The sequence below is a fragment of the Saccharothrix sp. DSM 118769 genome (assembly GCF_052936295.1).
The window spans coordinates 5,138,971-5,150,925 of sequence record NZ_CP193627.1; the positions used below are offsets into that span (position 1 = coordinate 5,138,971).

At 75.9% G+C, this 11,955-nt stretch carries 13 protein-coding genes; 5 read left to right on the top strand and 8 right to left on the bottom strand.

The genetic code is table 11. From position 1 onward, the window contains the following. Positions 1-12: 12 nt before the first annotated feature. The 4 genes from ACRAKJ_RS22095 to ACRAKJ_RS22110 all read right to left on the bottom strand — a co-directional run bounded on the left by ACRAKJ_RS22095 (position 13) and on the right by ACRAKJ_RS22110 (position 4,217). The gene (locus ACRAKJ_RS22095; protein ID WP_438922685.1) at positions 13-684 is read right to left on the bottom strand and encodes a response regulator; all 672 of its coding nucleotides are present in this window, start codon (positions 682-684) and stop codon (positions 13-15) included. Further along, positions 681-1,808, bottom strand: a complete 1,128-nt coding sequence (locus tag ACRAKJ_RS22100) for a histidine kinase (protein ID WP_438922686.1) — start codon at positions 1,806-1,808, stop codon at positions 681-683. The genes ACRAKJ_RS22095 and ACRAKJ_RS22100 overlap by 4 nt, the downstream gene beginning before the upstream one ends. Before the next feature lie 82 nt (positions 1,809-1,890). Continuing rightward, the gene (locus ACRAKJ_RS22105; protein ID WP_447008642.1) at positions 1,891-2,202 is read right to left on the bottom strand and encodes a hypothetical protein; all 312 of its coding nucleotides are present in this window, start codon (positions 2,200-2,202) and stop codon (positions 1,891-1,893) included. 86 nt (positions 2,203-2,288) lie between these two features. Then, positions 2,289-4,217 carry an ABC transporter ATP-binding protein gene (locus ACRAKJ_RS22110; RefSeq protein WP_447008643.1) on the bottom strand — a complete coding sequence of 643 codons (1,929 nt, stop codon included), beginning with the start codon at positions 4,215-4,217 and terminating at the stop codon, positions 2,289-2,291. Positions 4,218-4,324: 107 nt separating this feature from the next. Here ACRAKJ_RS22110 and ACRAKJ_RS22115 point away from each other — a divergent pair, with 107 nt between their 5' ends. Next, positions 4,325-5,764, top strand: coding sequence for a hypothetical protein (locus tag ACRAKJ_RS22115; RefSeq protein ID WP_438926153.1), 1,440 nt, complete (start codon positions 4,325-4,327; stop codon positions 5,762-5,764). Positions 5,765-5,837: 73 nt separating this feature from the next. Beyond that, entirely contained in the window at positions 5,838-6,266 is a 429-nt protein-coding gene (locus ACRAKJ_RS22120) for a nuclear transport factor 2 family protein (RefSeq protein WP_438926152.1), read from the top strand. A 9-nt stretch (positions 6,267-6,275) separates the two neighbouring features. On the opposite strand, the gene ACRAKJ_RS22125 is transcribed toward ACRAKJ_RS22120, so the two are convergent. Then, positions 6,276-7,349 (bottom strand): helix-turn-helix domain-containing protein, encoded by a 1,074-nt coding sequence (locus ACRAKJ_RS22125; RefSeq protein WP_438926151.1) that lies wholly within the window; start codon positions 7,347-7,349, stop codon positions 6,276-6,278. 67 nt (positions 7,350-7,416) lie between these two features. Here ACRAKJ_RS22125 and ACRAKJ_RS22130 point away from each other — a divergent pair, with 67 nt between their 5' ends. Continuing rightward, complete coding sequence (locus ACRAKJ_RS22130; RefSeq protein ID WP_438926150.1) at positions 7,417-8,010, top strand: TetR family transcriptional regulator; 594 nt, start codon at positions 7,417-7,419, stop codon at positions 8,008-8,010. 21 nt (positions 8,011-8,031) lie between these two features. Here ACRAKJ_RS22130 and ACRAKJ_RS22135 read toward each other — a convergent pair whose 3' ends face one another. Further along, entirely contained in the window at positions 8,032-8,718 is a 687-nt protein-coding gene (locus ACRAKJ_RS22135; protein ID WP_438926149.1) for a hypothetical protein, read from the bottom strand. Between the two features lie 66 nt (positions 8,719-8,784). On the opposite strand from ACRAKJ_RS22135, the gene ACRAKJ_RS22140 reads away from it, so the two are divergent. Next, on the top strand, positions 8,785-9,405 hold the full coding sequence (locus ACRAKJ_RS22140; protein WP_438926148.1) for a TetR family transcriptional regulator: 621 nt from the start codon (positions 8,785-8,787) through the stop codon (positions 9,403-9,405). 276 nt (positions 9,406-9,681) lie between these two features. Here the strand turns inward: ACRAKJ_RS22140 and ACRAKJ_RS22145 are convergent, their stop codons facing one another. Both ACRAKJ_RS22145 and ACRAKJ_RS22150 read right to left on the bottom strand, forming a co-directional pair. After that, a complete protein-coding gene (locus tag ACRAKJ_RS22145; protein ID WP_438926147.1) occupies positions 9,682-10,617 on the bottom strand; it encodes a tetratricopeptide repeat protein in 936 nt (311 codons plus the stop codon). Between the two features lie 102 nt (positions 10,618-10,719). Beyond that, positions 10,720-11,466, bottom strand: coding sequence for a GAF domain-containing protein (locus tag ACRAKJ_RS22150; RefSeq protein WP_438926146.1), 747 nt, complete (start codon positions 11,464-11,466; stop codon positions 10,720-10,722). A gap of 117 nt (positions 11,467-11,583) precedes the next feature. Between ACRAKJ_RS22150 and ACRAKJ_RS22155 the strand changes: the two genes are divergently transcribed. Then, positions 11,584-11,943, top strand: a complete 360-nt coding sequence (locus tag ACRAKJ_RS22155) for a DUF2203 domain-containing protein (RefSeq protein ID WP_438926145.1) — start codon at positions 11,584-11,586, stop codon at positions 11,941-11,943. The last annotated feature ends 12 nt before the right edge of the window (positions 11,944-11,955 follow it).

Below are 11,955 nucleotides of genomic sequence, written 5' to 3' on the forward strand. Positions count from 1 at the left end.
CGGGCCGGTCGCTCACCCGGCCGGTCTCGGCACGATCAACCCGGTCTCGTAGGCGACCACGACGGCCTGCGCGCGGCTGGACAGGGCGAGCTTGCCCATCATGCGCTTGACGTGCGTCTTCACCGTCGCTTCGCTGAGCACGAGCCGCTGCGCGATCTGGGCGTTGGTCAGGCCGTTGCCGACCAGGCGCAGCACCTCGGTCTCCCGCGCGGTGAGGGTCGCGAGCTGCGGCGCGCCGATCGACGTGGCCCGGTGGTGCTGGGCGTAGGTCTCGATGAGGCGGTGCGTGATGTGCGGGGCGATGAGGATGTCGCCCGCCGCGATGGTGCGGACCGCGGAGATGATCCGCTCCGGCGGGGTGTCCTTGACGAGGAAGCCCGACGCGCCCTCGCCGAGCGCGGTGTAGACGTACTCGGGCAGGTCGAACGTGGTCAGCACCACCACGCGCGGCGGGTCCTCCCCCGCCTCGGCCAGGATCTCGCGGGTGGCGGCGATGCCGTCCAGCACCGGCATCCGGATGTCCATCAGCACCACGTCCGGCGCGGTGGTCGCGGCCAGCGCCACGGCCTGCGCGCCGTCCGCCGCCTCCCCCACGACCTCGAACCCGGGCGCGGCGGTGAACAGCGCGACCAGGCCGGCGCGGATCAGCGCCTGGTCGTCGGCGACGAGCACGCGGACGGTCACCGGTCACCCCCCGTCGACGAGTCCCCCAGCGGCAGGCGCAGGACCACGCCGAACCCTCCCCCGGCACGCGGTCCGGCGGTGAGCACGCCACCGTACAGCTCGGCGCGCTCGCGCATCCCGCGGATGCCGTGCGAGGTCACCGGCAGCCGGAGCGGGACGTGCGCGGCGGACGTGCCGTCGTCGGTCACCGCCAGCGTCAGGGTCTGCGGCCCGTAGTCCACCTCCACCTCGGCACGCGCCGCGGCGGCGTGCTTGAGGACGTTGGTCAGCGACTCCTGCGCGACGCGGTACGCGCACAGGTCCGGTCCCGGCGGCAGGTCCCGGACCTCGCCGGTGACCCGCACCACGACGGTCAGCCCGGCGCCCCGGGCCCGGGCCACCAGGTCGTCCAGGTCGGCCAGCCCCGGCTGGGGCCGGTAGTCCTCGTCGGGGTCGACCCGCAGCACGTCGAGCAGCCTGCGCATCTCGGTGAGCGCCTCGCGGCTGGTCTCGCCGACCGTGCCGATGGCCTGGCGCGCCGTCGCCAGGTCGGTGTCCAGCACGTAGGAGGCGAGACCGGCCTGCAACGAGATCACCGACATGTGGTGGGCGACCACGTCGTGCAGCTCGCGCGCGATCCGCACCCGTTCCGCGGCCACCGCCCGCGTCGCCTCCTCGGCGGCCCGCTCGGCCCGCTCGGACCACCGGCGCGTGCCCTCGCCCAGCACCCACGCGCCGACCACCACCACCGCGGACTGCACGATCTCCGACCACGCGGCCTCGGCGTCGACCCGCAGCACCACGACCGCCAGCACGCACAGCGCCACCGCGACGACCGCCGCCGCCACCGCCCGCGGCCGGAGCACGGCCACGGTGAACACGCCGACCAGCAGACCCACCCCCGCGTTGGGGATCAGGCCGGTGGCCAGCCCGCTGTACGCGGCGACCGCGGCGATGACCACCGCCACGGTCGCCACGGGCGCGCGCTGGCGCAGCGCGATGGGCGCCACCGTGAGGGCCGCCAGCACGCACTCGTGGAACGGCACCGGTCCGTCCGCGCGGCTGATCACCGTGTCCAGGGTGAGCCAGGTCAGCACCAGGGCGAGCAGGACGTCGAGCCGGGCCGGGGTCAGCTGGAAACGCACGGCGCAAACCTAGTCGCGGCCCCGACCACCGTCGCCCACCCGCGGGGTGAGATCGCGCTACCCCCGTGGGGGTAGGGCCCGGTCACGCGCCCAGGTCGGTCAGGCCGGACTCCCAGCGCCGCCTGCGCTCCTCGTCGGACTGCTCCCACCACGGCGTGCCGCGCTCGCCCAGCGCCACCTTGGCCAGCTGGACGCGGTCGCGGGCGCGGCGCTCGGCGTCCGGGTCGCCGGCCCGCAGCGCCCGGCCCACGTCCCGGCGGGACGCCATCAGGGCGCCGCGCAGGCGGGCCGCGGCGTCGTCGGGCACGGTCGGGTCCGTCGCCCGCCACCGCCTGCCGTCGATCACGACGTACCGGCCGTCGGGCGTGCGGGGCGGGGGTTCGTCGCGCGGCACCCGGTCACCGTCGCACGGGAGCGGGCGGCGCGCAGCGCGGCCGGCCGCGGTCCACGGGGCGTGCGCCGGGACCGCGGCCGGCCGCCTCACCCGCGGAACACCCTCGCACCGGCCCTCGCGCCGGACCCGGCGCCGTCCGCCCCCGCGCCGTCCGACCCGGCGCCGTCCGACCCGGCGCCGTCCGCTCCCGTGTCCGCGGGCACCACGTCGTCGAGGAAACCGCCGGACTGGTGGCGCCACAGCCTCGCGTACGCCCCGTCCGCGGCGAGCAGCTCGGCGTGCGTGCCCTGCTCCGCGATCCGGCCCCGGTCGAGCACGACCAGCCGGTGCGCTACGACCAGCGCCGTCCGCCCCTCCATGAGCCGCCACAGCGCCTCCTGGACCAGCACCTCGCTCTCCGAGTCCAGCGCGCTGGTCGCCTCGTCGAGCAGCAGGATCGGCGCGTCGCGCAGGATCGCGCGGGCCAGCGCGACCCGCTGCCGCTGGCCGCCGGACAGCTTGACGCCGCGTTCGCCGACCATCGTGTCGAACCCGAGGGGCAGCGCGTCGGCGAACTCCGTCACGTGCGCGGCCTCCGCGGCGCGGCGGATCTCGGCCTCGGTCGCGCCCGGCCGGGCGAACGCGATGTTCTCGCGCAGCGTCCGGTGGAACATGGCCGGGTCCTGCGGCACGTACGCGATGAGGCCGCGCAGGTCGGCCTGCCGCAGGCGGGCGATGTCCTGGCCGCCGACGAGGATGCGCCCGTCGTCGAGGTCCATCAGCCGCAGCAGCAGCCGGCTCACCGTCGTCTTGCCGCCGCCGGAGCGGCCGACGAGACCGATCCGCGTGCCCGCCGGGATGTCCAGTTCCAGCCCGGTGAACAGCGGCGCGGCACCCTCGTAGCCGAACACGACGCGCTCGAACCTCACCCCGGAGTCCTTGGCCCGCAGCGGTTCCGGGTGCTTCGGGTCGAGCACGGTGGGCGGGTCGAGCAGCAGCTCGGTGAACTGGGCGGCCTCGGTCAGCGCGCTCTCGAACCGCCGGTAGATCTGGTTGAACTCGAACATGATCCGCGTGGCGTTGGTGTAGTAGGCGAACGTCACCACGATCGCCTCCACGCCCAGCCCGCCGCTGACGCCCACCGCGACGGCGAGGCCCAGCGCGTTGGTGAGCACGGACAGCGGCGCGACGACGGTGTCGATGCGCAGGTTGCCGTAGTCCCACGAGCGCAGCGCCAGCGCCCGGTGCTCGGCGGCGCGGTCGCGGTGCTCGGCGCCCTCGCGGTGCTCGGCGGCGAACGCCCGCACCGTCTCCATGTTCATGAGCGTGTCCGCGACGTGGCCGGACACCTGGGCGAACGCGGCCTCGCGCTCGGCGACGAGCCGCTGGCGGCGGCGGATGAGCGGGGTGACCACGAAGCCCGTGAACAGGATCAGCCCGAGCAGCACGACGACCAGCAGCGGGTCGTAGCTCCACAGCACGACGCACGCGAAGGTCAGCGGCACCAGGCTGGCGACGATCTTGAACGCCACCGTGTCCACGAACTCCTCGAAGCGGGACGCGAAGCTCAGCACCCGCTTGGTGAGCGACCCGGCGAAGTTGTCGTGGAAGAACGCCGCGTCCTTGGCGAGCAGCGCGTTCATCGCGTACACCGACAGGTTCTCGATGCCGCGCCCGTCCGTGCGGTTGAGGCAGTGCACGCCGACGCGCCACAGCAGCTCGGCGAACAACATCAGGCCGCCGAACGCCAGCACGTACGGCAGCACGGTGGCGAGGCCGATGTCGCCGCCGCCCGCGAGGCGACCGGCGAGCGCGCCGACCACCAGCGGCGCGAGGTAGAGCAGGCAGGTGTTGCCCAGCGCGGGCAGCACGAGCGCGCCCAGGCCGGTGACGCGGTGGCTGCGCAGCTCCCGGCCGTAGAGGCGCAGGGCGAGCAGGACCGCCTTCTTGCGGTTGTCGTTGGGGGGTTTTCCGGATTTCGGTTCTGGCGGGACCGATCCTCGTAGGGTCGCTCCCGTGGGGCCCGGCGAGACCATCCGACTCCTTCCGGGGGTCACCTCGGCCTCCTCATGCTGCCGCAGTGGACCGGTCGCGGGCGATCGAATATCACCCGCCCGGTGGTCCACCGTGGTAGTCCTGCGGCGTGCACCCAGCTTCACGGGCGATCACCGCCCTGGCCGTCGTGGTCGCCTACGTCACCGCGCACCTGCTGCTCACCGCCGGCCTGGACCTGCGGGAACGGACGCGCTTCGGCGAGGCGCCGGCCCGGGTGGCGGCGTTGGCCGACGACGTGCGCGGGTGCCTCGCGGGCACGCCCGCGTCGTGCGACGGGGTCCGGGCCGCCGCCGCGTGGTTCCGGGACAACGGCCCCCCTTCGGGCAGCCGCACCCTCGTGTCCCTGGCCGCGGGCTTCGCCGAGGACGGCAGCCCGAACGCCGCCGCGCACTACCTCGGCGAGCTGCCCGGGGAGGTCGCGGCGGACCTGGCCGCGCTGGACGCCGAGGCGGACCGGTCGACGGGGCGGGCGCTGTGGTGGGTGGTGGCCTCGGTGCCGCTCGTCGGCGCGGCGCTGTGGCTGCGGCGGCGTCGGCGGGCGGCCGTCGCGGACGTGGTGGAGCTGGTGAGCCGGTACGCGCCGCCCCGCCCGCGGTGGCGGCGGCCGGTGTTCCTGCTGCTCACCGGGGTCGGGTACGTGCTGCTGGTGGGCGGTTTCCTGGGCATCGTCCTGTCGCTGCGCGTCGGCAGGTTGCCGTGGAACGCGTGGGTGTGGGTGTTGCTCGGTGCCGTGGTGGCCACCGCGTCGGCCAGGCTGCTGCTGCGCCACTCGCGCCGGCGCTCGGCGCGCGACGCGGTGCGGGTGCTGGAGGCCGACGGCAGGCGGCCCGTGCTGTACCTGCGCGCGTTCTCCGACGACCCGGCCTCGGCGGCGGTCGACCAGGTGCTCGCCGGTGTGGCCAACCCCCTGCCGATCGTCCACTCACGAGAGGAGCAGCTGGCCTCGGTGCTGCGGGCGTTCGGGCCGGTGATCGCGGTGGGCCGACCGGGCGAGGCGCTGCCGTTCCTGGGCGCGGCCCGCTTCTACCTGCCGCCCGACGACTGGCAGTCGGGGGTGCTGCGGCTGATGGAGCTGAGCGGCCTGATCGTGCTGCGGCTCGGCCCGGGTGACGGCCTGTGGTGGGAGGTGGAGCAGGCGCGCGCCACCCAGCCGCCGGACAAGCTCGTGCTGCTCGTCCCCGGCGACCGCGACGACCTGCACCACCGGCTCGACGGGCACCTGCCGACCCCGGCGCGGCTGGACCTGCTCGTGCCCGCTTCCGCCGACCGCTGGACCGCCGCCGTGATCGCGTTCGACGCCGGTTGGGGCCCGCACGTGGCCCCGGTCCTGCCCGCGGGACCGAAGCCGGGGTCGCCCGCGCACCACGTGGCCCGCGCGCTGGGGTCGGCGCTGGAGTCGGTCGGGGTGCGCCGGCGCGGCCTGGTGGTCCGGGTGAACACCCGGATGCTCGCCGCGATGGGCAAGGTGCTGCTGGTCCTCCCGGCGGCGGCACTGGTGCTGCGCGTGCTCCAACTGGCCGCACCCTGACCGGATCGGTCCACAGTGGACATCCAGAACCGGCCCCGTGCGCCGGCCACCCCGCGCCCACCAGACTTGGGCGGTGATCGCCTTCCGCCCGCCCGAACCGCACCACCGCGAGCACGTGATCCTCGTCGTCGAACGGCTGGTGAGCCGGTGGGCGGCCCGCGACACGGCCGGGGCCAGCCGGCTGTTCGCCGAACGGGTCCGCTGGTGGACCACGCCCCTGCCGGTCGCGCCCTGGCCGCACCGGGTCCGCGACCGGCGCGAGGTCGAGTCGTTCTTCCTCTCCTTCCACTCCGCGCTGGAGCTGAGCGCCATCACCACCCGCGACCTCGTGGTGGACCGGTCGGACGCGGTGCTGACGGGTCGGCTGCACCTGCGCGTGCCGGGCGGCGGCACGGCGGTGTCGCAGGAGTTCGCGCTGGCGGTCACCGTGCGGGACGGCCTGGTCGTCGAGTTCCGGCTGTACCTGGACACGCTCGCGCTGAACACCCTGCTGGCACCGTGACCGGGCGCCTCACCGGGGTGCCTCGTCGGGAGCGCCGGGCGCGCGGTCGGGCACGTCGTCGGGCGTGGCCACCCGCACCCACCCCTTCGCGGCGGCCCGCAGCCCCGCCTGGAAGCGGGTCTGCGCGCCCAGCGCGTGCATCAGGTCGTGCAGGCGCCGCTGGAACGTGCGGTAGCTCAACCCCAGCTGCCTGGCGATGCCGCGGTCCGGCATCCCGGTGGTGAGCAGCGCGAGCAGCCGGGCGTCCTCGGCGGACAGCGGCTCGCGGTCGTGCACGGCCGGCGGCAGCGCCTGCGACCACAGCCCCTCGAACAGCGCGCCCAGCGCGTCGAGCAGCGCGCAGGGGCGCACGACGAGCGCCGTGACCGGCTCGGCCGCCGAGTCCAGGGGGACGAGGCCGAACCGGCGGTCGACCAGCACCATCTTCAGCGGCGCGCCGACCACGACCCGCACCTCCCCGCCCGGCGGCGGACCGGCGTCCGGGTCCCCGTCGAACGCGTCCCGCTCCAAACCGTCCCGCTCCAGGCCGGCCCGCTCCAGGCCGGCGCGGTCGTGGACGCCGCGGACGACCACGCCGCGCTCCAGCAGCTCCCGTGCCGCGGCGTGCGGCACTCGGGGCGGCTGCGCGCGGGGCGGCTTGTCGACGAACCGCACCTCGTGGCGCGCCGCGCGCACCAGCCGGCCCACCCGGCGGGCGATCGCGTCCGCGCCGCGCACCACCTCCAGCAGCTGCTCGGGGTCACCGCCGCGAGCCGCGAGCCGGTGCCGCTCCCGCAACTCCGCGCGCAGCCCGCGCACCTCCTCCAGCTCGCGCTGCTTGCGCACGAGCAGCCCGCCGAACGCGACCTCGGGGGCTACCGCGTCGAACCGCGCGGGACGCCCCGCGTCCCGGGTGGCCAGTTCCAGGTCGACGAGCCTGCGCAGCACCGCGGCGACCCGCCGGCCGCCGACGCCGAGCCGGTGCCCCAGTTCGGCCGCGGTGCCCGGGCCGTCGAGCAGCGCCCGGTAGGCGTCGAGGTCCACCGGCCTCAGGCCGGCGTGCGTCCCGTCGGTGCGGGCCGGGGCGGTGTCGTGCGGAACCATGGCGCTCACCCGTGTTCTCGGAGTGGTCGGTTGTCCCGCGCGGTCGGGCGCGGGACAATGCGTCGACGTGGCTGGGACGAGGGACGAGCTGGTGACCGCGGCGGCGGTCGTGTTCGACCGGGACGGTTACGGTCGCGCGACCGTCGACCGGGTGTGCGACCTCGCGGGCGTCACCAAGGGCGCGCTGTACGGCCACTTCTCGTCCAAGGCGGAGCTGGCCGCCGCGGTGGTCGACCAGGACGCGCTGGAGTTCTCCCGCACCCGGGAACGCCTCCAGCGCCTGCTCCGCGACCCCCTCCAGGTGCTCGTCGACCTCGGTCACCTGGTGCCCGCCGGCCGCGACGTCGCGGGGCGGCTGCTGTTCAGCTCCCCCGTGTGCGACGCGGTCGCGGGGCGGCAGTTCGAGCGGTGGAGGACCGCGGTGCACGACCTGCTGCGCGCCGCGTCGTACCGGGGCGAGCTGCTGCCCGGCGTCGACCTCGACGGCACCGCGCGGGGCGTGGTGACCTCGCTGGTCGGCGCGCGACTGCTGTCCATGGCGCTCGCCGGACCGGCGGACGGGCGGGTCACCGCGCTGTGGCGGGGCCGGCTGCCCTCCGTCGTGCGCGCCGAGGTGCTCGCGCGGCTGCGGCTCGGCCCGCCGCCCGACCCCGCGCCCTGAGCACCCCATGACGTGCGCGCCTCACGCCCTGAGCACGGCCCAGATCAGCGTGCCGTCGGTCCACGTGGTGGACCAGCCGCAGCGCTCGGCCCGACCCGGCGCGGCGGCGACCGCGCGGCGCAGGTCCCACGAGTCGCAGCGCACCGGCGCGTCGTCGCCCACCGCGATCACGAACAGGTCGTGCCACCACTCGAACGCGATGGTCGGCCGCTGCGGCAGCCCCCGGTCCACCAGGTCGACCAGCCTCGACGCGACGCCGGTCACCGGTCCGCCGAGCCGTTCCAGGCTCCACACGCGGCACGCCTCCTCCGCGGCGAGCCGCGCGAACACCGACGCGCCCACGCGGGGCAGCGGCATCCGCACCACCCAGCGCCGCGGCGGCGGGCCGACGGTGGCCACCGCCTCCTCGACGGTGCCGTAGGACGGCAGGTCCCAGGTGGTGCCCGGCTCCGCGCCGGCGAGCAGGATCGGCACGCCCGGCCACTCCGCGACCTGGTCGCGCACCACCCGGAACACGGTGGCCGCGAGCGGCGGCGTGACGCGCAGCTCGGCCAGGTCGACCACGATGGCGGCGGGCTCGGCGAGGGCGGTCATCACCAGCACGTCGCGCAGCGCCGAGTAGTTGCCCGGCACCAGCAAACCGGACAGGTGCAGGATGGACACGCCGTCCTGCCCGAACACCTGCACGTGCAGCAGGTCGTCGTCCACCGCAACCCTCCAGCCGGTTGACCGCGCCCCGGGCGCTCACTACCCTCGGTGACGGAGGTGGGAACCTTGAGTCACCTCGACCACCCGTGCCACACCAGGGACCGCCTCGTCGCGGCCGGTATCGACCTGTTCGACCGGGACGGGTACGAGAACACCTCGCTCGACGCGCTGTGCCACCGCGTGTCGGTGACGAAAGGCGCGCTGTACCGGCACTTCCCGTCCAAGCAGGCACTGGCGGTGGCCGTGGTGGAGGAGCACTTCCGGCGCTGGCACGACGTGCGCGCCGAGGTGGAGGCCACCGGCGTCGGTCCGCTGCGCACCCTGGTCGAGCTGACCTGCCGGATGTGCTCGCTGACCGACCGGCTGCCCGCGGTGCGGGTGGGCGTGCGCCTGCTGCTGACCAGCGAGCTGTTCGACCTGCTGGCGGGCGTGCACTTCGTGAGCCTGCTGGTGGTGGTCCGCGACCTGCTGGGCCAGGCCGTCGCGGCGGGCGAGGTCGTGGCCACCGCGGACGTGCGGGAGGAGGCCGAGGGCATCGCGGGCGCGGTGATCGGCGCCCAGGCGCTGGCCGCGGTCACCACGGGACTGGACGACGCCGGCGAGCGGATGCGCGCGGAGTGGGCGCACCGGTTGGCGAGGTTGAGCACCTCGGGTCACCTGGGCGAGGCGCGCACGTCGACGGGCTGAGGCGGGGCGGGCTAAGGCGGGGCGGGCTAAGGCGGGGCGGTCGCACCCGGTCGGCGGGCACCCGTTCGCGCGGTACCGGCGGTCTGCGCCCCGCGCGGCGGCCGTCGGGGAGGCGCCGCCGCGGCACGACGGGCGGACCGGGCGCCGCACGGTGGTGGGGTGGGACTCCCGCAGCAGGGACAACCGCGCCGTCTCCCTCCAGCCGCACGCCACCGCGCGGCGACGGCCCATTGTGCGCACCGGCCCTCGGCGGCCGGCAAGGGGCCGCTTCCACGGTCACACCGCCGCGGTGAACGCGTCGATCCGGGACGCCAGCTCGCGCGCCGAGGTGTCCTTCGGGTGGCGGTCGGCGAGCGCGCGCAGCTCGGCCAGCCGGTCCGACAGCCGCGCGGAGTGCACGGTCGGCGCGGAGGCCAGCGCCTGCTCGCCCACCCGGGCCGCCTGGTCGGCGTCGCCGTCGAGCAGGTGGTTGGTGCTCAACGCGATCAGGCAGAACACCCGGCTGCGCACCATGCCCTCGGAGTAGCCGAAGACGGCGTTGGTCAGCGCCGGGACGGCGGTCCCGGTGTGCGCGAGGTCGACCGTCCGGGCGAGTTCGGTGTGCACCATCCCGGTCATCGCCGACAGGTCCACGTCGTCGAAGAAGCGCGCCCAGCCGGGCGGCGCGGCCGGACCGCTGCGGGCGAACCGGTCGTGCGCCTGGTGCAGGTCGGCCAGGGCGGCGGGCCGGTCGCCGAGGCCCGCGTGCGCCCACGCCATGTTGACGTGCAGCACGGAGGCCGCGTGCGGCGAGCAGCCGGTGGCGAGGCCGAGGGCGAAGCGGCCCAGCGCCTCCCGGTGCTCCCCCAGGTGCAGGTGCACCCGGCCCAGCCGGTAGTGCACGTTCGCCGCGAGGTCCTGGTGCCCGGCGTCCCGCGCGAACTCCAGCGCCACCCGCCAGTGGAGTCGGGCGGCGCGCGTCAGGCCGGTGTCGAAGCACATCCACGCGGCGAGGTTGTGCAGGTCGCCCAGCGAGGCCAGCAGCTGGGTGCGCACCAGCGCCGTGCAGTGCGCTTCGAGCAGCTGGTCGTTGTTCGCCGCGCGCACGAGGGCCGCGTCGCGGCACACCCCGCCCCCGAACCGGTAGTCCAGGTCGCGCAGCTGGTGGACCTCCGCCTCCAGCCGCGCCACGTCCGCCAGCCCGATCCGCCCCGGAACGCCGCGCTCAGCCATGGCCGCACCTCCCACCGGCAGCATGACGCGCCCGCGGGCGCGCGGCGGCGCGGACGCCCGGTACCACGCCACCGGACGCGTGCCGGGGGTCGGGCATCGCGGTCAGCCCAGGCCCCACCCGCGGCGCCCGGAGCGGGTCTCCGCCTCCGGCGCGAACAGCAGCCGCCAGGCCGCGACGTCCTCCGCGACCTCGCCGAGCCCGCGCTCGCTGCTGTAGGCGTGCGCCCGCAGCCGCACCAGCGCGGTGGCCGTGTCGCACCCCAGCTGCACGGCGATCGCGTCGGCCGCCTGCCGCACCGTCGACCACCTGGTCGACACGGGGTCGGTGCCGGGCTCGTGGGGCGCGCCGTGCAGCATCAGCGCCAGGGCCGCGTCGGCGAGCAGCAGCCCGTCCACCACCTGGTCGTCACCCAGGTCCACCGGCGCGCGGTGGTGCACCTCCAGGCACCCGACCACAGCCGCGCCCATCACCACCGGGAACGCCGCCAGCGCGCGCACGCCCCCGTCCACCGCGTGCGGCAGGAACACCGGCCAGCGCACCTGGCGGTCCACCACGCCCGCGTCCGGCACCAGCACCGGGTACTCCTCGGCCAGGGCGTCCAGCGCGGGCCCCTCGCCGACCGTGATCTGGGCCTCGGCGAGCCGCGCCGCGCCGTCGCCCACCACGGCCACCGGCTCGGTCAGCACCGGGTCCACCGCCTCGTAGAGCACCACGCCGTCGGCGGCCAACGCGCTCATCGCCACCTCGCACACGTGCCGCACGCCGGCCTCCACCTCCTCCCCGTCAGCCCGGCGGAGGATCTCGTCCCACAGCAGCGACCGTCTCGCGTCGTCCGACCGGCTACCCATGACAGCAACGATGCTGCCCGGTCACGGCGTCCGCGCGCTGGGGGCCGATGTTTCCGCGCCACCCGGCATACCGGTGCCCCGGTACCGGTACCGGGAGCCGCCCGTAGGGTGGGCGCCGTGGGATTGTTCACCGTGCCCGAGGCGCGCGAGGAGCTGGCCCGGCTGCGGCCGGTGCTCGACGAGATCGTCGCCGTCCGGGCGGACGCCGCCGAACTGGCCGCCGCCGTCCACGCGGGTGACCGCACCGGGCTCGGCGGGCTGCCGGAGCTGAAGGCCGCCCAGGCCAGGCTCGACGACCTGATGACCGCGGTGCAGCGCACCGGCGCCGAGCTGAAGGGCTTCGCGCCGCTGCTGGTCGACTTCCCGGCCGACCTCGACGGCGTGCCCGTGCTGCTGTGCTGGCTGGAGGGGGACGAGGGCCTGGACTGGTACCACCGGGCCGACCTGGGGTTCGCCGGCCGTCGCCGCCTCCCCTGACCGAACTGCGGA

What these genes read in the sequence shown, in the direction of transcription:
- ACRAKJ_RS22145 (WP_438926147.1), bottom strand. Translation starts at nt 10,617, where the DNA reads ATGGCTGAGCGCGGCGTTCCGGGGCGGATCGGGCTGGCGGACGTGGCG.
- ACRAKJ_RS22150 (WP_438926146.1), bottom strand. Translation starts at nt 11,466, where the DNA reads ATGGGTAGCCGGTCGGACGACGCGAGACGGTCGCTGCTGTGGGACGAG.
- ACRAKJ_RS22110 (WP_447008643.1), bottom strand. Translation starts at nt 4,217, where the DNA reads ATGGTCTCGCCGGGCCCCACGGGAGCGACCCTACGAGGATCGGTCCCG.
- ACRAKJ_RS22125 (WP_438926151.1), bottom strand. Translation starts at nt 7,349, where the DNA reads ATGGTTCCGCACGACACCGCCCCGGCCCGCACCGACGGGACGCACGCC.